Here is a 25908-nt window from a genome sequence, read left to right as displayed (position 1 = left end):
CCTTATTTCTTGTTTCAGGATATTTACTTATCCGTTTTAAAGAGTTATCTTTTTACTTTAAAACAATAGGTTGCTGTAGCTAACGATAACAAGCTAAGACCTAAGAAGCCCCCAACTGCTGAAGTTTGTTCACCTGTTTTGGGGAGTTTTTTCTTGGCAATTTTAGTCGTATTATCCGCTTTTTTAACTGTTTCTGACGATTTTTGATTCGTCTGTACCTGTTTAGTTGCTTGACTTTCTGCTGATGATTCCTTTTTTTGACTAGCCTTGGTAGACGTCTTTGAATTGCTTTGATAATCATTAGGATCTTGATTAGACTCTTCCGCGTAAATGATAGAATTCTGGCCTTTGTTTTGGCTGTTTTCGTTTACAGTACTTGGGGTGCTACTCTCACTTGTACTGTTGGTTTCGCTGGTTGTACTTGAAGCACTGCTTTCACTTTTACTACTTGTTTCGCTGGTTACGCTTGGTGTATTGCTTGTTTCACTTGTCGTGCTTGAGGTGCTACTTTCACTTGTACTGTTTTCGCTTGTGTTACTAGTTGTATCTGTTGGTTTTTTAACTAACAGAAGTAACGCCATTTTTATGGTTTGTGTTAATTGATTAATACGCTTTTGTGCATCTGCGGGCGTTTTAAAATTACCAAGTGTTGGCTCCAATAATTCTTCATCTGACCAAGCAAGCAGTTGTTGTAACTGTTTAGGACTTTCTACGCCATTTGTTGTATCTATTAAGGCTTCTTGCATGGCTTGCCAAGAGTCTTTAGTATATGCGGACTCATCTAATTTATGAATGGTTGCTAGTTCGTTTTCTGCTTCTGCACGTTCTAGCGTGATATCGGTTTTTTTAACTAATACTTTCATTGCAGCCTGCAAATTACTTGTTAACTGGTCCACTTGTTCTTGTGTTTGGTTCTCAATTTCCGCACCTTCTGCTAACAATTGTGTCGCCTGCTGATAATAGGGAGAAACAGTCGTTTTAGGACCAAGAGCAGTGAATAACTGCCAAGAGTAAACCGTGTATTGGTTTGCTTCACCTATCGAAGCATAAACAGTTTGAAGCTTAGACAAATCAAGCTTTTTAGCTGGGGCCTCTACCGTCACTGGTACGTTCACCGTTACCAGTGACCCTGTTTCATAAGTTAATTGAACGGTCACTTTTTGTTGACCAATTTGATTTAAAACCTCTGGATTGACGACTTTAGCGGTTGGTACTTTTTCATCCGCATCATTTGTATTAGCAACCAGTTGATAAGGATCAATTGATTGTCCTTGTACAATCGTTGTAGCCACAGGGGTTGCTAAAGTATTTCTAACCGGAATTGGCGTATTTTTATATTGCTCATAAAGCGTTGGTGAAATTAACGATTCCCATGTTGCTGGCATTAAGCGATAGTCCGCCTCTGTCCAATTTTCCACCAATAATTGACCGTTTTTAAGGCCATCATCTCGGATATTCCCTTTCACAAAACTCGTTTCTGGTCGGAAACCACCACCACTAGCGATTAACAATTCCCGTCGACGATTCTGTGGAATATTATGATAATTAACAAATTGATTGTCGATAAACACACCATTAAACACATTGTTATTCCCTGTATGTCGATTGTATTCCATTCCAATTGCATATTGATTGTCCCAGTATTTCCAATCAAAAATATTATTAGCCACTAACCAATTGGATAATTCTGAAATAGCACCTTCTGCTTTCGTTTCTGCCAAACCAATCTCTGGTGTTCCATACATAATAAGACCTGTATTTCGCAAATAATTATTCATAATCGTAATATTACGCCCTGATTTAAACTTAAATCCGCCAGCTGGACCATTTTGCAGTCCGCGTAAATGATTCCCTACCACTGTGATATTTTGGGCGCCACGGAAATAAATTGCATGATCTCCCACCAAGCCATTCAAGTTTTCATTATCATAAGGTGAATAGAAAAAATTATGTTGAACGGTTACATCTTTCAACATATTATAAGATTTAACCCCGGTGGATAGATAATTTTGTTCATTAGGCACTGAAATAGCACCGGCTTCAATGGCTGTTTGTAAACGTGTAATAGTCGCTGCTAAGTCTGAACGACTGGTACTTTTAATTGCATCTAATTCTGTCACTTTTAACCCAAATAAATTGTCCACGATGTCTACATCTGACATATACTGAAAGCGACTTGGTGTGGAATAACCACCAATATAAATTGCTCGATTAAAATCAATCTTTGGTTGCATGTGTGCTGTATCTCGCATAAAAATATTACCTGAAATTTTAACGCCACTATCTGCATTTAAATTGACCACGAATCCTTTCAATGGATTATAAAAGATATTGTTTTCTAAAGTTAATTGATTCGTCAATTTCAAAGTCACATTGATGCCATCGAAGGCAATATTTTGAAGTCGGACATTGGTTTTCGTTCCGTACGTTGTGTCTGTCAGCTGAAGCGGTGCCCCTGTAGCATTATGTAAAATAGTGGCCCCTTCTGTATCACCAATTAATTGATAATTTGAAGAAATAGCAATGTCTTTCGACAGAGCGTAACTTCCCTGTGGTAAAAATAATGCCCGTTCTTCCTTTGCCGACTGACTCAACAATGCTTGCAACTTATCTGTTTGATCCTCGGTGCTATTAGGCACCATCGCTTGCGCACCAAAAATTGTTGCATCTGTTGCATCAACTGGTTCAGCCGCTTCAGTCACCATTGGTAGACCAGCCACTGTCAATAAACCAAACAGAAGAATAAGTATTGTTTTCTTCATCTGGTTCCCTCTTTTCGTTCCATCACTTCCAACGGCTTATTTTGCAAAAGTTGATACAGCGTGACGACACGACTGTCTTCGTATGCATATATTTTTTTGAATCTTGGATTCATATGTAAAACACTTGTCACCTTTAACAAATTTTGATTCGTGACTTCCAATTCTAAAGCCTCAACCAATTCCTTTAATCGGACGCCCGCACTATTTTCTTCACAACTTAAAATTCCTTCAATTTGTTCCATCCGTTTTTTCATCTCATCCCGCCTTTCTTCCCTTGCTACTTCTATTATATAGAAAAATTCTTGTGAGAAACCTCAATATTTTTTAACTACCTATCAAAAAAAGCAATAGTTCCTTTACTACCAAAGGCCAATCACCTATTATTGATGCTAAAAAAGTAAAAAAAAGCGCCTTTTTGACGTAATTTCAAGTTGAACTGGTGTAGAATTTATAAAAAATAGCAAGAAAACATCAACAAGTAGGTGCTAAGCACTTACCTATTGATGTTTTCTTCTTGTTTTTTTAATTTTTAGAAAAACTTTTTTACAATTTGTCTGACGTGTATATAAAAACAGCTCATTTTTTATTAAAGTGACGTGGTTCTTTTCTCGTTGATTCTTACTATTTTTTGATTCAATCGATTATATTGCTCAAACGTTAACTCACTTGAAAGTAAAAAGATGTCTGGATGTCCCGTTTCCACATCTGCCAAAGAAGTCACTAAGAGTAAATCAATGTTTTGCCATTCTTCTGTGCTTGCTTCACTGTATCTTAAAACTTCCAATGCATAAAATCGACGAAAATTATTTTCAATCGAAAGTTTCACACGTTCTTCTTCCAACACTGGCAAGCCTGATTTTAAGCCTAAAACAATTTTTTGTTCACGATGAATTAAATCATTGGAAAGCGCCAAAACACTAGAATAACGCAAAGCCAAAAATTCTTTATTTGTAAATAATTCATTGCCTGTTTGTTCGTAAAGTTGATTTAAGTCTTTGCTTAATTCTTCTAAAAGAATTGGATATTTTTCTTTAACTTTATTCCAAAAGACATTGTAAAATTTCACATTTTGGACATAGTAAAGTTCGGCAAACAAATGTGTAGCAAACAAATAATAAAAAATTTGCGGACGAATTTTCTCCAATTGCGGCGTCATTTGTATTTCTTCTAATAAGAAATGTTGGACTAAATGAGTCAACATATAAACAGGTGCTTCAGACTCATCAAAATGCGCTAAAATTGCTTTTGCAGTGGCTTCATCTTGATAAAATTGGTCATTAGCCAACAAGAAAAAGTACACAAAGGTTAAATCGTTTTTATTAAGGAAAAGTGTTGTGGCTGTCATCTCTTCTATAAACGCTTGATAATGTTTATTTCCTTCTAAATAAGTTTCTTGCTCAGCTGAAGGTCGGTATTCGGCGCCTTGCGCACTACGGACTTTTGAAATAGCGACCATATATTTAACCCGACGTAATACCGTTTCCGCAACTTCTACGTTGAAAAAAGCCATCATTTTTTGGACGGTTTGTGTGACTTCCGTTTCTTGGATATACTCAAAAGGCCAAGTATCACGGATTAAGTCCATAAAAATAGTGTAAGCAAAATGGCGCAAATACGCTTCATTGCCTTCAATTTTCCAGGTGCTTTTATTAATCACTAAACCCAATGGCGCTAAAATTTCTGTAAAACCTTTGAGTAAGCGCCGAATCGTGGCATCACTGGTATGATATTTTGTTGTCGCTGGCACAATTCCATTAAATCGCCCCCAGAATAAATCTTCCATTACTTGATAAGTTAAACTATCTTGAAAAATTGCTGTATAGAGTTTCTGGAATGCTTGGCTGGAAGCTAAGTTCAAGCGATAGCCATGACCCTTTTCAAACGCCAAAGAAGCATCATTATCCACAGAATAATACGTAATGTCATCTTTTAGAAGCTCTACGTATTTTTTGACTGATTTTTTGTTTAATTGTAATTCTTCGGCTAACTCATTGATGTCAATCCAGCCTTCATTAATTGGCAAATTTCTTAAAATAATAATTTTAGAAACGACATCTGTATCGAATATATCAACATATTCATCCCATTTCACTGTTCACTCAACTGCCTCTCTTCTGTTCTATTGTACACAAAATGAGAAATCTATTCCACGAAAAAAATAACAGTTGTTTCTTTTATTCTTTCGTAGATGTGGACGTTTCAGGAACAAACACGTTGAGTCCCCCAGCTTCCACCGTTACTTTAATCGGTAAATCATCGGTAGGGTCGCCATCTGTTCGTGTTTGGACTTTCTTATCTTTTTCGCCACTAATTTTAAATTGACTCCCAGAGAAATACACGACGCCAGGTATTTTATTTAATTGACCTCTGATAATTTTAGGTAAATAATAGACAAACTTATAAAAAACTAACTTAGGCAAAATGATGATGTGTACTTCGCCGTCATCTGGCGTGGCATTGGCATCGAAATTGGTAAAGCCACCAGCAGAATTTGTCATGGTCATCGTTAATAATTGGGCTTTGCCATGCCAACGTCTTTCAGCGCCATCAATTTTTAGTTTGTACTTTTTCTTTTTCATTAATAAGCGGAAAAATTGCTTTGTAAAAGCTAAAGGACCATATTTTTGTTTCTCCTGTTGGGTCACATTCGCTGCTGTGTCCGCTAATAAGCCAATCGTTAAGGTTGAAATCATTACATCTTGATTTACCATTCCAAAGTCAACTGGTGTTGTCTTGCCTGCCAAAATGGTTTCAAAGGCGTCTTCTTCTTTCAAAGGAATACTTAACACACGCGCAAAATTATTAACTGTTCCACCTGGAATAATCCCTATTTGATAGTCACGAATGGTGTCTTTAAAATTTTGAACGGCATGATGAATGGTCCCGTCACCACCAATAACAACCAAGACACCCACTTGATTTTCTTTGGCATTTTTCCGCATTTCTTCAGGATCAATATCCGGGTTGGAAGGTTGCAAAATAACCGCTTCGCCTTTCGCTTCTGCAGCTTTTTTAAAGCGTTCCGCAATCTCTTTACTTTCACTACTTCCTGAAGTTTCGTTGTATAAAACCATCATCTTTTTCATTATTCTATCCTCATATCTCTAACTAAATTTCTTGCACATGTAAAGTGTACAATATTTTAGCCAAAATACCTAAAGATATCACCGAAAAACAGGAAAGACAACGAGCAATTGCTTGTCAACTGTGTTGTATTATTCCCCTAGATAGCAAGTCCTAACGTCTTTCTGTTTATATAATTACTTTTGTCCTTTTCGAAATATTCAATAAATGCTCATCCATTCTTTGAAAGACAAATTCATTCAATTTAAAATCCCTTTGCTAAAAAATATTTTTTGTTGCTCGCAAAAATTTGCTGTTTATCTCACCTACGTTCGATATTTTAAGAAAACCGCAATCCTGAAATACATCAACAGAATTACGCTTCTAAATTCTAATACTCTCTTCTTCATTCGCTACCATTAAGAAAAAGAATCACCAAGCATTACATACTTCACCAACAAATACACCAAGCTTGCATATGTGCTAATAAAATAAACAAATTTTCTGCACTTTTGTGTCGATTTGATTAATATCTATCCAGAATCCATAATAGATGGTTTTCAATACATACAAAAATATCTCTAATGTCAATTTTGACAATAGAGATATTAAGAAGGAGAGTGATAAAACGGACTATTTATATTATTTTTATTAAACGTTTCTAAAATCTTCTTTCTTTACAAAAATTCTTACAACTTTTTATTTAGGAACTAACCAGTTAAATAGAAATACTTAATAACAGGCACTATTTTACCCTAGCTATTTTTCACATACTGCTTATTATAAAACTCTCCTTAAAAGTTTTCTCCTTGTGTTTTAAAGAGTAACAAAATGTTCACAACCATATTTTAAATAATATACATTCTTTTCATTTTGCCAGATGAGACTATCAATTACAAAAACCGTCGACTATTGAAGTCAAATCTGAAACTACTATTAAATAACTAATTTTTTTAGCACCTATAACTTTTAATTACTATCTTTTGATGAACTTGTACTTTCCACACTTGTACTTGTGTCGGTTTTTTTCCCTTTTTCAGATTTTGAAGTTTGTGAAGTTTGTGAAGTTTGCGAAGTTTGCGAAGAGCTCGAAGAACTATTATTTGTAGGTTTTTGTTCTTTTTTCCCTCCACAACCTGCTAAACCGAAAATAGACAAAATAGTGACTGTAGACAATAAGATTTTTTTCATGAATATTCCTCCCAATTAATATTTTTGGTTCAGTATATATCGTACCTTAAACTTATGAACTTTCCATGCTTTATTTTTTAAATTATAATTAAACCATTATCTACATATTATAAGGGCATAACTAATCGCGAATGCAATTGTGTTCCACGGATTAGTTATATGAACTTTTAATTGTCAACCTAAGTAGTATTTTTAGCGCATACCTAAAAATTTTTAGTTTGCTTTGAAATGAATCCAGAAAAATAAAACTAAAATATCTTTTTTCTGCTTGATGAACAGGCTAGAGTTGTGTGTTACCAAAGTAACATCTAGGGGAACCATTTTTCAGCTTACTACTTGTTATACCTTTACTTTCTCACAGAATAATTTGCATAAAAAACGTTCTTTGATGTTTAAAAGTGTAAATTTTTAACACAGTGAACATTCCTCTAGAGACAAAAATAGACCCAGAACAGTGGCTTTTCTGTTCTGAATCTATTTTTGTTAGACATTCCTATGCCTCTTTATTTCGTTCTCTTTTTATAGAAGAGCCAACTTGCCAAACCGACCAGCAGGAAGCCAATCAAGACAAAGAAGTAATTGACTTGTGTGTTGGTTTTCGGTAAACCAAGCCAACCTGTCTCTCTAGCTGCTTTCGTCGTTGTTGGTTGATTTGGTATTGTTTTTTGGGATACAGGTTGTTTCTTGTTAACAAACGTGCCCGCATCCACGAGTTCAGGTTTGTCTTTCGCTGTTGCTGCAATAGTGAATGCGACAGCTTGCTTAGACAGTTGGTAACCATCAGGTGCTTTTGTTTCCACAAAGGTATATTTACCTGGTTGTAAGTGGTTCACTTGAACTAACCCTTGGTTGTCAGAACGTAATGAACGAGCGACGGTTTGCCCTGTCTGCACATTTGTCACTTTAAATTCAGCGCCCGCTAAGGCATTCTTTTGCTGGTCAATTTTCACCAGCTTGGCAGCACCTTGATAATTAATAAAAGGTGCTTTAAGTATCACAGTGGTTGGTTTGCCTTGGCTGTCTTTCGCAATCGTAAAGCTGGCGCTTGGCGTTTCATTAAGAAGATAGCCAGTTGGCGCTTGTGTCTCCACAAAATGATACGTTCCCGGTGCTAAGTTTTTCGCAATAACTTTGCCTTGCTTGTCAGACATTAGATTGGTTTGTCCAGCCACGGTTTGCCCTGTTTCATCAATCACCTTAAACACCGCACCTGCCAATGCTTGACCTGTTTCGTTTTCTTTGGTTAATTGAGCGGTTCCTTGATAATTGATAAGATCACCTAAAGCAATTGGCTGCTCTTTTCCTAATTGGGCGGTTATATCAAATGGATGTGGCGTTGTGTCTAACAGGTAGTCTGTCGGCGCTTTCGTTTCCACCAAAACGTAATGCCCTTCATTCAGCCCTTTAGCGTAAATTTCACCAGTCTTGTCCGTTCTTATTTCAGAAACTTTTTCTCCTGCACGATTCAAGAATGTTATTGGTGAACCTTGTGGCTTATTCTGATCATCAGCTTTATAAATTGCAAAAACTGCACCCGCTAAGGTTTGACCTTGCTCATTGACTTTACGTCCCGTTACTTCCGCTTGATAATTTACAAATTCTAACTCATCTAGTGGTTGTTTATCATTTGAATTCTTCTTCACTACAAAATAAATGGGTTGTTTATTGACGATATAGCCATCCGTTGCATCCATTTCATCTAATTCATAGCTACCAGCGCCTAAATCGTCCATAGCCAATGAACCATCTTTTTCAGCAGTTACTTCTCTTTCAAAGATTTTTTCCCCGTTTTCGATTCGATACAATTTGAAAATTGTTCCTGGAAGTGGGTGCGCATTGGTATCAATTTTCTTAAAGACGGCGCGTCCTTTGAAATTGGCAAACGCCCCTAATTGGAAGATCTCTGGATCACCTTTGAAATCACCACGAATTTCTACTTTTACTAATTCAGGATAAATAATATACTCTGAGCCATCTGGTAATTTTGGTGCTTTGATTTCTTTGTAATAATAGGTGCCTGGCGCCAAGTCTCTAAAGATAATTTTACCATCTTTGCCACTCGTTGCTGTAATCCCTAATGATTGTTTATTGCGATCATATAATTCAAAAACAGCACCTGCTAATGGTTGGTCTGCGCTATTCGTTTTCACGATTTGGAAAGCCCCTTTGTAGTTCACAAAGTTGTCACTAGCAACCACGACCGCTGGTTCTCCTGCGTTTTTCTCAGCAATTTCAAATGGGACTGGCGTGGTATTTAACAAGTACCCTGTTGGCGCTTTGGTTTCTACAAAGCGATACTTGCCTGGAGCTAAGTGCTCTGCAACAATTTCCCCTTGATTATTTGTCGTCAAGCCGGTTTGAATCGTTCGCCCCTTCGCATCGAGCACTTTAAATGTCGCACCACTTAACAAGTGTCCATTCACATCTTTTTTGACTAATTTAGCTTTGCCTTGATAGTTAACAAAGTTAGCCGTTGCTACAACTGTCGCTGGTTTCCCTTGATTGCTTGCTGCAATCGTGAAAGCACTTGGCTCAGTGTTTAAAAGGTACCCTGCTGGCGCTTTGGTTTCCACAAATTGATATTTGCCAGGGGCTAAATCCGTCACTGTAACTTTTCCGTCTGCACCAGAAATTAAGTGTTCTCGAACCACTTGTCCTGTGGCATCAAGGACTGAAAATTCAGCGCCGACCAATGGATTGCCTGCTTGATCTTTTTTAATTAGTTCCGCAGAACCTTGGTAATTAAGCATTTTAACATGGACATCATGAATTTGCCCGCTCGTGTTTTGTGTCACGATGAATCGTTTTGGCGTCGTATCTAAAAGATAGCCTGCCGGCGCTTCGATTTCTGTGAACCGATAAATCCCTGGTTTTAAACTATCCACTTCCAACTGGCCATTTGCGTTGGTTCGATCAGGCGCGAGGATAACTTCTTCCCAATGAGTAAACGGTGTAGTTACGGCATGCTCTAATTTAAAGCGCGCATTGACTAACTTTTTACCCTTCTCATCTGTTTTTTCTAAAATCACTTTACTGACATCATTTTTGATGATGGTTGGTTGTGCTCCTTCGGCTGAGGTTGCTTCATTGATGGTGATGGTTTGCCCTTTGGCTAATTCGTCAGAAACTGTATAACCTTCTGGTGCTTTTGTTTCCACCAAAATGTATTCTCCTTGTGGTAGGCCGCCAAATGTAATTACACCTGTGGCATCCACTGTTCCTTCACGAAGAACTTGTGTCCGTTCTTTATTCCAAAGTTGGAAATGGGCCCCAGTTAAAATGGTCGTGCCATCCATCGCTGTTTTCTTCAACTGAATTTTACCTTTGGTGCCGCTGGCATGACCGCCACTATGATCAATGTCAACAACGATATCACCGTTATCATCTCCATGAATAATTTTTGAACCGTTCCCTGTAATGTCCACTTGGTTAGACACAGTATCCGTGCTTCCAGCAGCTGAAGAGGTAACTAAACTGCGATATTCTAAATAATACGGCGCTTCAATGTGGGCCATTTTTACAACGATTTGTTGTTGCCCTGTTTCATTATCGGTGGTAACTTCCAGTGTGTAATCTTTTCCTTCTTCTAAAACCACTGATTTATCTGGCGTAATGGTGCCATCTACACTAACTTTCGTTCCATAAATCACAATCGATGCTTGGTCAACAACTTGGTTTGGCGAAGGAGTATCTGTCACTACTACATCATCTAACACGGATTGGGAGCCATTGATCGTCACATGCCAATCGACATAATTGGGATCAGCCGGGTCAACTTCTCCAGTTTTAGCGACCGTTTCACCGCCATGGTTAATGGAAACCTTACCAATCACATCACGACTTTGGCCGTTGTTGGTGTATGAAGCGACGTTGTCATACTTTTGAGCCTCTTCAATCACCCTATCATCAATGGACGTTTTGAATTCAACAATATAGGTTTTGGTATCTCGTGGTGTTTCACGATCTGGAAAAGCAACGTCCACTGTATTCTGATTATTTTCACTTGGTTCAACCACATGAGCCATTTTGTCGTTCACTGGTTGATTTGGATTGATCTTAGCAACGGTTCCGTCTGCCAAGGTTTCTCCCTCGTAAACGTTCAAACTGCCGCCAACATACTGTTGATTGTCTAAAATAGGATCCGTTAAAGTTGCATTAATCAACGGATTATTACTTAAGTTCACGGCAATGGTCCAAGTAATTTCTTTCGTTACCGCATTGTAAACGCCACTTTTTTGGGCATTTAGTGCATAGGGTGGTAATGGTTTAAATGGCTTGGTGTCATCAGAATGATGCGAATCACCGTTTTCATCCGTCCAATCAATGGAGGCACGATTGGTAAACTGATTCGGTCCTTCTTCATTACCATCTGAATCAAGTTGTGTGACATCAAAGTTCGTTAAGTATTCAATATGAAATTTATCTGTTGTATCTGCATATTGCCCTTTAAATGTAAGCGTAAAGCCCGTTTCAGCGCCTGCAGCGTTTTGTTCAACATGTAAATCAAAGTCACGGCCTAACACTAAGGTTGCCCCTGTCGTTTGATCAGTAATTACTAAGGTACTCGCAATTAATGTTAACCCTGGTACCGGACTAAATTCATCCTTTATGACTTCATTAATCATCTGATACCCGTTATTATTGACATCCAATGTCCACCCAATCGTTGAGTTATTATAGTTTGGCTTGCCAATTCCTTTAATAATATTTTGTTGACTCGCTGTGCCATCGCCTTCTGAATGCTGACCAGTACCGACATCCACACGATTATTCACGGCGACATCGCCCTCAACAATTCCAGCAACTTTGGTTTTATAATTAACCTTGACGGCGCCAGTCACATCATGTAAAAAGTCAATCTCAAAGGAGCCATCTCCGTTGACAACCACTTTGTAATCTTTTCCTTCCACAAGTTCTGCCCCAACGACTTCATTTCCTTTGTCGTCAAACGTCACTGAATATAAATGTAAAGTGTCTGGCTCAAAGGTTAAATTATCGCCCATCGTGTCTGTTATGACTGCTTGTTCTTGCGGAATGGTTTTTTCGCCATAATTGTAGTTAATTTCCCAAGAAAATTCTTGGTTGGCTTCATCATAATCTACATTACGTTTGTCTAACATTTTGCCATACGTTGCCGTGACAGTTGCTTCAGCGTCTAACCCCTTCGGATTATTATCACTTGTTAACGTCACGTGGTTTTTAAAAGGCACATCGCCACCGCCATCTGGAATAACCGCCTCATCAATCGTGGTTTGATACTCCAAATGATAGGCTTTATTGGTGTCCCCTTTAATGGTCACATTGCCATTCTTATCGACAGTATACTCATCTGGGCTAAGTTCACGACCAACTTTTTCAACCGTGCCATCAAGATTCATGACTAATTCATAGACTTTCACTGACTTAAAAGTATTTCCTGCTGGCCACGTTTCTGTCACCGTTAAATTTGTTTGATCTTTCATCGCTTGATTGATAGCTACCGTCCAAGTGATACTACTAGGATTTGGTGTCCGATCAAAATGTCCTTGTTTATCAATCTGATCCTCCGTATCGGGTCTCACAGGAATGACAACAGGCGGTTGATGATCGTTTGTAGGAATATCAATCACCCAATCACCAGGGCCACGACCATCTGAATCATCCAGATGCGTGTCTAAAGCAAAATCGCCATGAATCTCACTTTCAGCCGTCACTCGTTCATTAAAGGTAAAACGCACGGTGCCATCTTCACTAATTGTATACGATCCATAAACATTGCCCTCGGTATCCATCAAATCACCTGAACCTGGTTTATTGGGCTTCAAATTACCAGGCAATTGAAACTCGAAGTAATCGCCGGCTTTCATTTGGGTCCGCACATCTTCGGGAAGCGACCAGTTAAACTTCCAATGAATGGTCACATCTTCTTTGTATGGCGGTGTTGCCGGTGTCCCATCAGGGTTTAAATAAATCGGATCCTCAAAATTATCGATAATCGTTGTTTCAGCATCTGTAAAATAGTCACTGATATCTGTCGGCCCCGCTGCACGTGGTTTGACAGTCGTCGACTCGGTTGTTTTACTTTCTGTCGCTTTGGTTGTGCTTCCTACAGTTTCTTCTGACGAACGAGCAATGGCGTCATTTGTAGATGTTGCTTCTGTGGAACGTTCATTCGTTGATGTCACTGAAGAACTCGTGACTGCTGTTGATTCTGTCGGATCAGTACCACTATTTAACATTAGCACCCGTTGTTGTGCCCCATAAGAAAACGTCACTTCTGTTGGTACTGAAGGTGTCGCGTTCAACGTAACAACTAACGTATCTGCTAACGCTTGTTGATTCAATTCAAGCTGAATCTGTTTCTTTTGATCATCCACTTGAACCTTACGGACATTATTGGGCGCTGCCCAATGCGCAGCTTTCAACGAAACATTGGCACTGTAATGTAATACGACCTCTTGTGTCGCTGGTTGGGCTGGTCCTTGAAGCGCTAGGGTCATTTCCTGCTGGCTGGTTTGCTTCACTTCTCCTAGTGTAATCTGTCCACTGCTGTTAACCTCTTCCGCCAACGCTATAAGCGGCGTACCATAATTTAAAACAAGCAACAAACTCAGCAAACCATAAATCCAACGATTGACGATGGAGCCATTCTTTTTCATTTCTTTCATCCTTCCTCTACTAACAACATAGAGAAGAGAACGTTCACTCTTTACCAATTTTTTATTTTAAAACAAGTGCGTGCTCTTCTGTTGTTTTTTCCTGACGAAAACAGATAGCCAACACACCTTTTCTTTTTATCTCCTTAAAACGCATTTTTACATTGCGTGTTATTCACTATAGAATAAAAAGAGTATAACGAGATTTTCCCGTCAAATTCATCAACAACTTCCTCTTCAAGCAGAAAAAGTTGACGGCTTTTCGAAACCCTTTTCAATCCCGCGAAAACACGCGCTGACACGTTTCAGATTTACATGATATCTTCTTCAACTATACCGTTTTTTAAAAATTTTTTCATAAAAACAAGTCAGACAAAAAGCCAGAACTGTCTAGGGTTTCCCATCAGAAAACACAACAATCAACTTTAGTGCTCTCGTTATTTAATCAATTGAGCGAAGATCACAATTTTTGAAACTGCGGACAAATACCGTCTTTTTTCCCTCCTACCACAGCAAACGGATGCTTTCAATTCTTCTTGATTTTTAAGAATAGATACAGTAGCATAAGGACAACGAGCTTTTTCGCTAAAAAACAAAGAACATAACCAATTAGAAAGGTGGTTATTATGTATAACTTACTGACCAAACAAGAAATTCAATTACTATCTTTGATTGAATTTCTATATGACAACAAAGAAAAAGTCCCCATGCAAGAACTGCGGCGAAAATATGAATTTTCCCACTACAATATCAACAATTTATTGAACCAATTAAATTTGTTAATTTCACGCGTCAATACACATGAAAATGTACATATTCGCATCATTAATCATCAACAGTCCATAGAATTAGTCGCCGATGAAAACATTCCGATTGAATTAATGAAGGAAGCCGTTGTGCGTAGCTCCTTAACCTATACCTTAGCAATTGAATTACTCTTAAAACGCTACACTTCCGCCAAAGATTTTTGTGATGAGCACTTTATTAATTTCTCTATTTTCAAGCAAGTCAGTGATCGATTGAATAATCAGCTAGCTAAATTTAATTGCCATTTAAATTTAAAAAGACGAGAAAAGATTTGTGGCAACGAGACCGACTTTCGAAGTTTCTTTTACTCCTTATTTTTTATTTCAGGGACTTCCCTGGTACCTTTCTTAGCTAAAAATAACCAAGCGCAATTAAAAAACTTTATCGAAATTATTAAAAATCGTTACCCTTACTTTACATATACTGATCTACGCAAATTAAAATTAATTATGTCCATAGGTTTACTGCGTTACCAAGCTGGTTTTACGATTACCGATTATCCGAAAGTTGCTGCCATTAATCTGGCCTTTCCTTATCCAGAGTTCCAATTATTAGTGAATGATTGTTTTATTGATGAACAAACGAAACGAGCAAGCTGGCAAGCAGAAATTCGCTTTTACTATGACTTATTCAGTACCTTAACCATGTATTCGCTAGAACAAATCGAAACAATTAACTTTGCCAATTTAGCCATTATGGGCATGGACCAAAGTCCACACACTACTTGGATTTTTGAAAAATGTTCCCAATTACAGTTGAACTTAAGCGCTCTTGAAGTCGTCTTTTTATTGGTGAATCTCTCCAACGCCAGTGAACGTCTAACCCATTTTCCTATTGAAGAAGAATTAAGCTATGAGGTGGCGAATGTCTCCTTATATGAAAAACAATACCCCAATGTTTCACGGACAACTGATTATTTCTTAAAACGCTTGCCTTTTGCCAAGTATCATCCTTTAGATGCTTTATTTAAAGAAACGATTTTTCTGATTATCCGTAGCGTCCTATTAAATAAACAAGTGCCAGTCAAAATTTTATTACATTCTTCAATTAATCAAATTCAAGAAAAATGGCTCACGAAAGAGATTGCCAATTATTGTGACGTTCCTTTGAAATTTGTGAACCACATTCAGGAAATACCTGATTTAGTCATTACAGATAAAAAAAACCCGCTTTTCCATGCTAGCCGTACCTTCTATTGGCATCCCGTCCCCTACTTAGATGAATACTATCATCTCAAACATGTGGTCCGGAAAATCTATTTCGACAAATTACGAGACGAAAACAGTTTGGAGGAGATTGGATGTTAACAGGCTTACTTGATACCCCTTACCGCAAAAGTTTCGCCGTTTTAGAAAAGTTATTAGAACGTAGCGAAGCTGCCGAACAAACACTGGCGCTCTCCACCTTGGCGACGCAATTAAAAATGCAACAAAAAACCCTTCTGCAAACGATTGAATTATTTCAAGCAGAAATTGAAAAAAATGGCTGGGAAAAGCTCCTTTCCTTATCCATCGACACCAAAGAAATCACCTTTTGGTTTGCCCCTTACTTCCAGTTGTCGTTTCTGATGCCTTACTTTGTAAAAAAGAGCTTCGCCTATCAAGTGCTAGCCTATGCCTTTAATCACGGCACGCTGGACAACAAGTATTTTGAAGAACACTTAGCGATTTCTTCTTCGACGTTGACTCGGAAAATCGGTCAACTGAATCAATGGCTCAAAAAATATCAAATTGAAATCAACCTAAAACGGACGAACGTCTTAGTGGGCAAAGAAAAAGATATCCGTATTTTCTTTATGATGCTTTTTTGGAACAACTACTCAGAAGATGATTGGCCGTTACTGACGGTCCCAAAGAAAGATGTCAATAGTCTCTTTAAGCGCTTAAAATATTCCGTTTCCTTTGACACAACGCAGGATTTCACGAAGGATTTGATTTTTTCTGGTGTGATTTTAGCCCGGTGGCGCAGTGGCTTCTATATGAAAGAAATGCTGGTAGAGAAAGAAACGATTGTCAATCCTTTTGTTAGTCTGACCGAGTTTAACTTGTTTTTTAAAGAAGAAGCATATCATCAAGTACCGATGAAGTTTGTCCAAAAAGAAGGCGTCTTCGCGTTCTTTTTATTGACGATTAGTGCCAGCTACGCGAAGAAGGACATTTCAGAAATTCCGGCTGCTCGCATGCACATGGTTCAGTTGTTAGCCTCACCGATTAAAGAGGTCGTTTATCAATTGACATCTTTCTATCACATTAAGTTGACGTTTCATGAATATCTTTATTTATATACGTCGATTCAAAATTTAAGTGTCTTTTTTCAAACCTTTGTGACGATTGCCAATCCCTTTGTGCAAGACAGCTTTTTGAAGGAAGCCCGTCAGAAACACCCGAGTCTCTATAAGGATATTACGCGTTTGTCTGCAGAGATGTTACCGACACTGGGGGGCAATGCTGAATTGTTGGCTGATAGTTTGTTTATGCTGTTTAGTACTTTAAAAGATCAGTCAGTCCCGCCCATTCGGGTCTTGGTCCGCACCAATCAAAGCAACTTGATTTTAGATACCCTCTACGAAAAGTTGAACAAAGCAGTGGAGAAAAAGTTGGTTTTTGTGGCCTCACCAGAAAAGCCGTTTGATGTCATCATTACGGATGTCTTTTCTGAAATGACTGCTAAAGCGACTATTCCGACATATTATGTCGACTTTTCCGCCAGCATTGGCGCATTAGCGCAGAGCTTAGCGAACTTAAATACACAAGTAGTAACGAAAAAAAGTCCCCGCCATTTTTAGAAGTTTTCACGTGAAACATTTTAAAAAAACGCAGCCTACTTCCTCTTTTGAAGAAGTGGGCTGCGTTTTTACTCTGCTGTGTTGCTGGGCGCAGGTAGCCTTCTAATTAATTGTGCATTAGTTAGATGGCGCTGGTGTGGAAGGTCCTGCGACTAGGTTCCATGTGATGTTGCCTGTGTAGTTGCCTGCTTTGATTTCGTTAGCAGTAGTGGTAAGGTTTAGTGTTACATCACGCAATCCAGCTTTCCATAATCCTTGGCCTTTACCAGAAGTAGCATTCATGAGAAGTTGGGCATCTCCCCCTAAGTCAAGTTTCCAATTTAAATATACAGGTAAATTAGGGGTAACCTCAACGGGATTTGTGTCTGCTGCGGCCCCATTAATATATGTATTCGTGTCTTTATCGTATATTAAATTAAACACAGCAATTCCCGCAACATTGATATTTCCTGCTAACTTTTCACTTCCTGATACCAGTCCAGATGATTGAGCTGTCACATGCCAACCTTCCTTAGTTCCGCGCAAATCACCAACCCCTACTGCTTCTCTCATTCCAGCTACGCTTTCATCTACTTGTGTAGGAATTGGTTTAGTCAAATCATCTGAGATAGATAATTTCCCAAAATTTAACCCTTTTGGAATAAATAGTAGATCAAAATTACTATTTGAAGCATCCGGGTCAGGCCTTACGGTATTTGGGTCACCGTTACCATCCGGCAACGTGCCCCCTTCAAACCCCACTGTCACTGGTGTTTTCCCTGTTGTAGTTGCCTGTGCCGAAAGTGGTGCCAAACTAGCGCCAACCACGGCGCTACTAACCAATAAACTTGCCAATAATTTCTTTTTCATAATATGTACGTCTCCTTTTTTTATTCTTCCATAGAGAATGGACGATTGAAAACAGAAAATCGATACGCCATCCTCTATGTATGCATCTGTGTTTAGATAGAAGGTCCTGCGACTAGGTTCCATGTGATGTTGCCTGTGTAGTTGCCCTTTTTCAATTGTTGCGTTGGGGTTGTGACATTTAACGTCATATCTTGTTGGAATAAAGCACTCCATAGACCTTGTCCTTTTCCTGCTGGTGCATTAACTAATGTAGTTGCTCCACCACCTAATTTTATAGTTGTTCCAATAAAGTCGGGGGCTGTAGAATCATTTGCTATATTAAGTCCATTCGTCTCAATGTTTTGAATATAAATCCCTGTCTTATCATCTGGGTTAACTATATACTCAGCATATCGAGGAACCAAGGTAAAATTCATCTCACCATCTAATTTATCTGTTCCGTTGCTCATTTGTGGTATCTCTGCTGTTAAATGCCAGCCTTCTTTCGTGCCTCGTAAATCGCCTACACTAACATGTTTTTGTGTTGCCCCAGATTTTTTTATAGCTGACAAATCATCACCTATTTTTGAGGTAACAAAATCTATGCTTTTGGGAATAGATAATATATCAAAGTCAGTATTAGAAGTTCCTGGGTCAGGTGCCGTTGTTGTGCCATCATTATTATCTTGATCTGGCAACGTGCCCCCTTCAAACCCCACAGTCACTGGTGTAGTCCCTGTTGTAGTTGCCTGTGCCGAAAGTGGTGCCAAACTAGCGCCAACCACGGCGCTACTAACCAATAAACTTGCCAATAATTTCTTTTTCATATATGTACGTCTCCTTTGACTCTCTGAATTTTCAGCGCCAATCTGCTTCTGCGCCGCTAAAGCTATGTTCTTATTATACAAGAACTGCCACCATTTGTAATTTTAAATATTTAACACCATCTGCATGAAAAATAACGTTTCTTGATATGACAATGTTTATCTATTGTTTAACACTGGATTTTCAATTGATTTTGATAATTAAAGATGTTATTTAATCGATTTCAACGCCAAAAAGTTTAACAAATAGCAAGAAAACGTCAAAAAGTCAGCGTTGAACCCTAACTTTTTGACGTTTTCTTCTAAAATCTTATCATTTATTTCACTATTTCGGTCGCAAACTGCCGAAAAATCATTTAATGACACACGGTTTTACATGACGTTGTTATTTTCTGTCACCAATTCTAGCTCTTGCAAGTAATGATCCAAAGTCGCGTGATGTTGATCGACATCGGCTAACTCTGTTTCAATTTTAGCTAAACGCGTGTTCATGCGTTGAATTTCCGTTAGTGTTTGTTGTAAAACATTTAAAATCCGTTCATCGTTAGGCATTGAAATCACTCCTTGTCCATTTATAGTTCTGAGCCGTGTTCAATCTCTTCAATCGTTTCAAGAGACAAATCTTTGGCATCATTTTTAGCTTTGTGGAAGACCATATATAAAATAGTACAAACGATTGGGATACAGCCTGCTAAGAAGTACATTTGTTGGAATGACATAAAGTTACGTAATTCACCTAAAACGTACGGACCAACCCCTAATCCAAGATCTAAACCGATGAAATAAGTCGATAAAGCAATCCCGATACGGTGAGGACTTGGGCTTTCTTGAAGACAAACCGCTTGGCCATTTGACATGAAGGTCCCATAACCTAAGCCAATTAACCCACCTGAAACTAATAACATCCAACCAGACGTAGTTATACTTAATAAGAACAAGCCTAGCGTTAAGAAAATGTAGCTCGGATACATGACGTAGCGTTCCCCTTTGACATCGAAAATCCGACCAGTCGATGGACGTGTTAAGGTAATCACGACCGCATAGACGATAAAGAAGAATGTGCTGACGTCCACTAAATCGATTACTTTGACATAAGAAGATAAGAAAGACAAGACACTTGAATAAGCAAGACCCATTAAAAAGGCGATAAATGTAATAAATAAAACTTTCTTTTCAACAAAACTATCAAAATTCCATTTAGATAAAGCTTCACGATGTTCAGGTGTTAACTCAATATTTTTCACTGGGAAAATGAAGCAAGCAATGGTTGTTAACAAAATTAAAATAATTGAAAAGTTAATAATGACATGGAAGTTGGCAACATTTAACAATAACATCCCAATAAATGGCCCAATGCCGGCTGCTAAACTAGTACTCAACCCATAATAATTGATCCCTTCCCCTTTTTTGTTTTTAGGGATATAGGCGGTGACAATTGCGTTAGTCGCTGTCGAAACGGTTCCGTAACCAAACCCATTTAAAAAACGGACCAGATAAAGAATGCCCATACTTGGCATATACATATACGCAACAGTCGTTAAAAGATAAAACAAAGCCCCATAACGTAAGACTTGTTTGCGCCCAATCAGTTCAAGGAGTTTCCCCATGAAAAGTCGTGCAAGCAATGTCCCGATGATGTAAATTCCTGAGGCCAAACCCGCTTGACCTAAAGTAGCGTGTAAGCTATCTTGCGCAATCACCGCAATAATAACCATTAATAAATAATAAACAAGATAGACAATGAAATTAATCACTGTAATACTGATAAAGCCTTTATTCAAAAGCTTTGTTGGTGTTTGTTCTGTCATAATTCTTTGGATTCCTCTCTCTTTTGTTCTGTTTATTTTGTGTTGCTATTTTTCAATAAAAGACCGCTATCCCCTCACTTTGATGACTTATCAAAAAATTTTCTGAAATTCATTTGCAGTTATTACTATACGAGATATCCGTTACAAAAAAATGTAAATTTGTGAATGATAAACGTTATCTACAAATAACTTCAACAAATGTTGTTGATTTTTGTTAAAAAACCAAAAATGACTAATGATTTTAATTAACCCCCAGAAAGGCATTGAGCCAATTAGCCAAGAGCTTATTTTAATTAAAATAAGCTCTTGGCTAATTGGCTCAAAATTTACTTTTCATACGAAACTTCCTATACATAGAAAAAGAAAAATAGATCATAAGTCGAGACGACTTATGACCTATTTTTTTTTAACTTTCCCTATTTTCTTCCTAAAATCCATGAAACGATGGCAACTAAAATCACTGCCCCGATAATCGATGGCACAATAGCCATACCAGCTAAGCTTGGTCCCCATGTGCCTAAAATGGCTTGACCAATTGTTGAACCAACTAAACCTGCAATGATATTGGCAATAATGCCCATTGATGATCCTTTTTTAGTAATTGCTCCAGCGATTGCCCCAATGACACCGCCGACAATTAATGCCCAAATAAAGCCCATGATTGTTTCCTCCTTTTAACCGTTTATTCTACACGTGGTTCCATATTTTCTTTGACTTGTTCTGTTCCTTTATTCACAGCTTTTTTTGCTTTTTCTGTTTGTTCAGAAGCAAATTCACCGGTACTTTTGGCAGCGCCTGTGACTTTATCTTGAACCGTTTCGCTATCTTCTTCGTATTCTTCTTTTGATTTGATATCAACTACGTTAACATTCACTTCAATCACATCTAAGTGGGTCATTTTTTTCACTTCACGACTGATTAATTCTTTCATTTTTTCATAAATGTCTTGAATATCTTTACCGTATTCTACCACGATATCCATGTCAACAGCGACTTGTTTTTTACCAACTTCGGTATCAATACCAGCTGTGACGTTATCTGTATTTACTAATTTTTCAGCAATATTTGAGAAAAAGCCGCCATCGACTGTTAATAGACCATCAACATTTTCTAAGGCTAAACCGATAATTTTTTGAACGACTTTATCTTCAAATGTTAATTCACCTTTGATTGCATGATCTTCTGGTGTGTGTGGTCCGTTTCCTGCTGGTTTTGGTACATTATTGAATTTTTCGTTACTCATGGTTCATTCCTCCTAATTTCTTCTATTATTGCTTTATTTTTAATAAAATAATAACCCATTATTGAACACGAGGTGCCGTGTTTTCTTTGACTTTTGTCTTGCCTTTAGTTACCGCATGTTTGGCTTTGTTGGTTTGTTTTGACATAAAACTACCTGTCGCTTCAGCGGCGTTACCAAGTTTATCTTGGACCGTTTCACTTTCTTCTTGGTACTCTGCTTGTGTTTTGATATCTACTACGTTGACATTAACTTCGATTACTTCCAAGTGAGTCATTTGTTGGACTTCACGAGTAATAACCTCTTTCATTTGATCATAAATGGTCTCGATATCTTTTCCGTATTCGGCTACGATGTCCATATCCACTGCGACTTGTTTTTTGCCGACCTCAGTGTGAATTCCTGTTGTAACATCGTCACTGTTAATCATTTTGTCTCGTAAATTCGAGAAAAATCCACCGTCAACAGTTAACAAACCGTCGACTTCTTCCAAAGCAATGCCAATAATTTTTTGGATTACTTTATCCTCAAACGTCAACTCACCTTTAACAATCGATACATTTGCATTTTCCATAGCCAAAACCTCCTATTTATGATGAAAATAATTTTTGACAATGCCTGTCTGTTCCAAATACAAACCTAGCCAAATACCTAGTCCTGTCAGGAGTACCACTAACAATGTTTTAAAGAAGCCGATTGACAGAAACAAGATTGCAAAAACCAAGCCGACTAAGCCACCAATTAACGGAACGGCATATTGTTTTATCCATTCAACCATTGTACATCCCTCCTACTCCACACGTGCTTGTGTTTGCTGTTGTTGTGGTCGTTTTACTGATTGAATATCTTCAAAATGAACATCAATCGTAATCTTGTGACCAGTTCCCACCAAACGAGCAAGCCGTTCTTCCATTGTTTTTGACCAAGCTTCTGTTTGTCCAATTAAATCTGCCGTTCGTTTCAGTGTACCTTTGACATTGACCTTAATGCGCCGTTTTGTCGCCTTTACACGAATGGTTGGTGCTTCCAGAAAATCGCTGTCTTGTAAGCTAGAGCGTACAAATCCTTCGATGGCTTTACGGTGTAACACTAACTTCCCTTGCTGCTCTTTTAATTCAAACGTGCCTTTTCTTCTTGGGAATAAAAGAATGAATAAAAATAGAAAGAGCATAATTCCTAGTAAAACCAGCGCTACCCAAAAAATTGCTTGACGTGCGTACTCATTGTCTTGCAAGAACCATTGAACATTATCTGGCGGCTGCCAAGCCGTCTCGGCTGACCAAGTGGTGATGGCCACCGCGCCAAATAATGCCATTAAAATCAGTGAGCCTAGAAGCAAAAGTATTTTAACAACTTTATTCACGGAACATCCCTCCTAAAGATTAATTGCTTCTCCACCAGTTACGCCATAAACTTGAGCCGTAACATAACTTGCATCGTTGGACGCCAAGAAAACATAAACAGGGGCTAATTCAGCAGGCTGACCAGCACGTTCCAGTAAAGAATGTTGCCCAAATTCTGGCAACTCTTCAATTGGTTGTCCATGATCTAATTGTAATGGTGTCCAGATTGGTCCTGGGGCCACGCCATTTACCCGAATGCCTTTTGGTGCCAGTTGTTTTGCTAAACCAACGGTAAAGTTGGCAATTGATGCCTTCGTTGCTGCATAATCCAACAAATGCTCACTTGGATTAAAGGCTTGGACGGAAGTCGTGGTCACGATGCTACTTCCAGCAGGTAAGTGAGGCACTGCTGCTTTGACAATGCCAAACATCGCAATAATATTGACATGGAAAGTGTCTATCACTTGTTCCATTGGTAATTCTTCAATAGCGGCACAGGAAATTTGTTGGGCTGCATTTAAAACAAGTGTATCTAAGCCGCCTAAAGATTCACGAGCTTGTGCAACCAATTCTGCAGGCGCTTGTTTGTCTCTTAAATCTGCTGGGAAAAGAAAGACTTTTCGGCCAGCTTCTCGTATATAGCGCGCTACCTCTTCAGCATCTTTTTCTTCACCTGGGAAAAAATGTAACGCAATATCCGCGCCTTCGCGAGCAAAAGCAATGGCGGCTGCTCGTCCAATCCCAGAATCACCGCCTGTAATTAATACCCGACGATTTTCTAATTTGTGATTTCCGACATAGCTGTCTTCCCCACAATCCGGTTTAGGAACCATTTTGTCTTGTAATGCGGGAGTTTCTTGATCTTGCTGCGGAAATCCATCACTATAAAATAACTTTCTTGGGTCTTTTAAGTTTGGTTCTGTCATGAAATCTCCTCCCTTTCTACTATTATCTTAATACAATTTTTTAATTTTGAAAAATATTTGAGCACATAAAATAAAAAAAATATTTTTAATACTCATTAAGCGAAATTTTTCGCGAAAGTATCTGAAAGCTGATTTTATTTTTCAAAACAGCGTTTAATTGACCATTTTTATCAACATTTGTTATTGACATATGATGTCCAATTCGCTTAAATAAGAAAGAAGCCAACAGGCAAAGACAAAAAATATTTAGAAATAATTGAGGAGTTACCGCCAATGAGAAATGTTTTACAAGACTACTTAGATGAGCATTCATTTCGAGTCGTTGTAAAAAAGAAGAAAAATTATTTAACTTATGAAGGACTGCAGGATCGTTATGCCTATATTTTAAAAAGTGGCATCATCAAAACCAGCGTTATTTCCAAAGACGGTCGTGAATTTAATTTACGTTATATCAACAATTTGGAAATTGTTTCATTGCTACGTGATGAATATTCAGAATTTATTGATGCACCTTTTAATATTCGCATCGAATCTCCACAAGCAGAACTTTACCAAATCGACCGTGTACAATTTTGGCGGGATATCAATAATAGTAAAGAGTTACAGATGTATGTCAAAGAATACTATCGGGACCGTCTAATGCATTCCATGAAAAAGATGCAGCAAATGTTAATGAACGGTAAATTTGGAGCCGTTTGTACACAAATCTATGAAATGTACGATTCATTTGGTGTAGAAACAGAGGAAGGTATTTTAATCGATTTCGTGGTGACCAATGAAGAAATTGCGCATTTTTGTGGGATAACTTCTGCTAGTAGCGTTAACCGGATGATGCAGCAACTAAAAGAGTTAGGGGCAATCGAACTACGTAATCGCAAAATTTTGATTAAAGATTTAGACATGATTAGAGATAACATTATTGTTTAACATCAGCACCCCCGTAAGTTTGACCTTACGGGGGTGCTTTTTCATCCACTTGACAATACGTATTACACGTATTAAAATATATCCTGTCAGGAGGTATTGTGCACATGCCAATGACACAAAAACAAATGGTCAAATTGCTAAAAAAGCTCGGTTGGTTACCAACCGATGGTGGAAAAGGCTCCCATATAAAAATGGAGATGTCTGGCAAAAGACCGATCATTATCCCACACGGAGAATTGAAAAAAGGAACCGAAATAGGGATTTTAAAAGAGGCAGGGCTGAAATAGCCTTCCTCAATGATTGATAAGGAGGCATCATTCATGCTAATTAGTTATCCTGCATGTTTCTACAGTGTCGAGAATGGTTACTATGTTTATTTCCCAGATATAGGTGGTTCTGGTACGCAAGGAGATACAATTCCTGATGCAATTGCGATGGCTTCCGATTATTTAGGTATGATGTTATCTGATGATATTGAACATCAAAGAACAATCAACCAGCCATCTCCTATCAATACGTTGTCATTAGAAGATAATAATCCCTTTAGAGATGATGATGACTTCAATTTTAACCTTGCAGACTCGTTTGTTTCTATGGTAAATGTAGAACTAAATGATTATTTAGGAACAAATACGTTAGTCAAAAAAACCGTCACCATTCCCAAGTGGTCTGATGAACTCGGGAAAAAAAATAAATTGAATTTTTCTAAAACCTTGACCGATGCTATCGTTGAAAAGTCGCTACATGTTTTAAAGTAGCCTAGAGAAAG

At 38.1% G+C, this 25908-nt stretch carries 22 protein-coding genes; 5 read left to right on the top strand and 17 right to left on the bottom strand.

From position 1 onward, the window contains the following. Positions 1-44 precede the first annotated feature (44 nt). The 6 genes from IGL49_RS00415 to IGL49_RS00390 form a co-directional block, all read right to left on the bottom strand. A complete protein-coding gene (locus IGL49_RS00415; RefSeq protein WP_104854662.1) occupies positions 45-2762 on the bottom strand; it encodes a glycosyl hydrolase family 28-related protein in 2718 nt (905 codons plus the stop codon). Next, entirely contained in the window at positions 2759-3016 is a 258-nt protein-coding gene (locus tag IGL49_RS00410; protein WP_104854663.1) for a hypothetical protein, read from the bottom strand. Before IGL49_RS00410 ends, IGL49_RS00415 begins: the two co-directional genes overlap by 4 nt. A gap of 332 nt (positions 3017-3348) precedes the next feature. Then, positions 3349-4854, bottom strand: coding sequence for a helix-turn-helix domain-containing protein (locus tag IGL49_RS00405; protein ID WP_104854664.1), 1506 nt, complete (start codon positions 4852-4854; stop codon positions 3349-3351). An 82-nt stretch (positions 4855-4936) separates the two neighbouring features. Beyond that, the gene (locus IGL49_RS00400; RefSeq protein WP_164982941.1) at positions 4937-5848 is read right to left on the bottom strand and encodes a diacylglycerol/lipid kinase family protein; all 912 of its coding nucleotides are present in this window, start codon (positions 5846-5848) and stop codon (positions 4937-4939) included. A gap of 946 nt (positions 5849-6794) precedes the next feature. Next, positions 6795-7016 carry a hypothetical protein gene (locus IGL49_RS00395; protein WP_104854666.1) on the bottom strand — a complete coding sequence of 74 codons (222 nt, stop codon included), beginning with the start codon at positions 7014-7016 and terminating at the stop codon, positions 6795-6797. 503 nt (positions 7017-7519) lie between these two features. Further along, positions 7520-13654 carry a SpaA isopeptide-forming pilin-related protein gene (locus IGL49_RS00390; RefSeq protein ID WP_164982940.1) on the bottom strand — a complete coding sequence of 2045 codons (6135 nt, stop codon included), beginning with the start codon at positions 13652-13654 and terminating at the stop codon, positions 7520-7522. A gap of 623 nt (positions 13655-14277) precedes the next feature. Here IGL49_RS00390 and IGL49_RS00385 point away from each other — a divergent pair. Both IGL49_RS00385 and IGL49_RS00380 read left to right on the top strand, forming a co-directional pair. Continuing rightward, positions 14278-15765 (top strand): helix-turn-helix domain-containing protein, encoded by a 1488-nt coding sequence (locus IGL49_RS00385; RefSeq protein ID WP_104854667.1) that lies wholly within the window; start codon positions 14278-14280, stop codon positions 15763-15765. Beyond that, the gene (locus IGL49_RS00380) at positions 15759-17243 is read left to right on the top strand and encodes a helix-turn-helix domain-containing protein (RefSeq protein WP_104854668.1); all 1485 of its coding nucleotides are present in this window, start codon (positions 15759-15761) and stop codon (positions 17241-17243) included. Before IGL49_RS00385 ends, IGL49_RS00380 begins: the two co-directional genes overlap by 7 nt. 117 nt (positions 17244-17360) lie before the next feature. On the opposite strand, the gene IGL49_RS00375 is transcribed toward IGL49_RS00380, so the two are convergent. The 11 genes from IGL49_RS00375 to IGL49_RS00325 all read right to left on the bottom strand — a co-directional run bounded on the left by IGL49_RS00375 (position 17361) and on the right by IGL49_RS00325 (position 24486). Then, positions 17361-18092 carry a WxL domain-containing protein gene (locus IGL49_RS00375; protein WP_104854669.1) on the bottom strand — a complete coding sequence of 244 codons (732 nt, stop codon included), beginning with the start codon at positions 18090-18092 and terminating at the stop codon, positions 17361-17363. Between the two features lie 92 nt (positions 18093-18184). Beyond that, positions 18185-18898: a WxL domain-containing protein gene (locus tag IGL49_RS00370; protein ID WP_104854670.1), complete on the bottom strand. Its 714-nt coding sequence runs from the start codon at positions 18896-18898 to the stop codon at positions 18185-18187. A gap of 369 nt (positions 18899-19267) precedes the next feature. Then, positions 19268-19447: a hypothetical protein gene (locus IGL49_RS00365; RefSeq protein ID WP_002381345.1), complete on the bottom strand. Its 180-nt coding sequence runs from the start codon at positions 19445-19447 to the stop codon at positions 19268-19270. Positions 19448-19467: 20 nt separating this feature from the next. After that, complete coding sequence (locus tag IGL49_RS00360) at positions 19468-20703, bottom strand: MFS transporter (RefSeq protein ID WP_104854671.1); 1236 nt, start codon at positions 20701-20703, stop codon at positions 19468-19470. A 416-nt stretch (positions 20704-21119) separates the two neighbouring features. Beyond that, positions 21120-21362, bottom strand: coding sequence for a GlsB/YeaQ/YmgE family stress response membrane protein (locus IGL49_RS00355; RefSeq protein WP_002356092.1), 243 nt, complete (start codon positions 21360-21362; stop codon positions 21120-21122). A gap of 23 nt (positions 21363-21385) precedes the next feature. Then, the gene (locus IGL49_RS00350; protein ID WP_002356090.1) at positions 21386-21946 is read right to left on the bottom strand and encodes an Asp23/Gls24 family envelope stress response protein; all 561 of its coding nucleotides are present in this window, start codon (positions 21944-21946) and stop codon (positions 21386-21388) included. Positions 21947-22004: 58 nt separating this feature from the next. After that, positions 22005-22517 (bottom strand): Asp23/Gls24 family envelope stress response protein, encoded by a 513-nt coding sequence (locus tag IGL49_RS00345; protein WP_010816949.1) that lies wholly within the window; start codon positions 22515-22517, stop codon positions 22005-22007. A gap of 12 nt (positions 22518-22529) precedes the next feature. Continuing rightward, positions 22530-22721: a DUF2273 domain-containing protein gene (locus tag IGL49_RS00340; protein ID WP_002356087.1), complete on the bottom strand. Its 192-nt coding sequence runs from the start codon at positions 22719-22721 to the stop codon at positions 22530-22532. A gap of 12 nt (positions 22722-22733) precedes the next feature. Next, on the bottom strand, positions 22734-23306 hold the full coding sequence (gene amaP / locus IGL49_RS00335; RefSeq protein WP_104854672.1) for an alkaline shock response membrane anchor protein AmaP: 573 nt from the start codon (positions 23304-23306) through the stop codon (positions 22734-22736). A gap of 12 nt (positions 23307-23318) precedes the next feature. Then, a complete protein-coding gene (locus IGL49_RS00330; protein WP_104854673.1) occupies positions 23319-24212 on the bottom strand; it encodes an SDR family oxidoreductase in 894 nt (297 codons plus the stop codon). A gap of 85 nt (positions 24213-24297) precedes the next feature. Next, positions 24298-24486: a hypothetical protein gene (locus IGL49_RS00325; protein WP_104854674.1), complete on the bottom strand. Its 189-nt coding sequence runs from the start codon at positions 24484-24486 to the stop codon at positions 24298-24300. On the opposite strand from IGL49_RS00325, the gene IGL49_RS00320 reads away from it, so the two are divergent. The 3 genes from IGL49_RS00320 (at position 24486) to IGL49_RS00310 (ending at position 25897) form a co-directional block, all read left to right on the top strand. Next, on the top strand, positions 24486-25139 hold the full coding sequence (locus IGL49_RS00320; RefSeq protein ID WP_104854675.1) for a Crp/Fnr family transcriptional regulator: 654 nt from the start codon (positions 24486-24488) through the stop codon (positions 25137-25139). The genes IGL49_RS00325 and IGL49_RS00320 overlap by 1 nt on opposite strands. Positions 25140-25243: 104 nt before the next feature. Further along, the gene (locus IGL49_RS00315; RefSeq protein WP_104854676.1) at positions 25244-25426 is read left to right on the top strand and encodes a type II toxin-antitoxin system HicA family toxin; all 183 of its coding nucleotides are present in this window, start codon (positions 25244-25246) and stop codon (positions 25424-25426) included. A gap of 33 nt (positions 25427-25459) precedes the next feature. After that, positions 25460-25897, top strand: a complete 438-nt coding sequence (locus IGL49_RS00310; protein ID WP_104854677.1) for a type II toxin-antitoxin system HicB family antitoxin — start codon at positions 25460-25462, stop codon at positions 25895-25897. Positions 25898-25908: the final 11 nt, after the last annotated feature.

Source organism: Enterococcus sp. DIV1337a (genome assembly GCF_051712285.1).
Classification (GTDB): domain Bacteria; phylum Bacillota; class Bacilli; order Lactobacillales; family Enterococcaceae; genus Enterococcus; species Enterococcus faecalis.
Note: the sequence above shows the minus strand (reverse complement) of the source record. Positions and strands in the feature narration are given on the sequence as shown.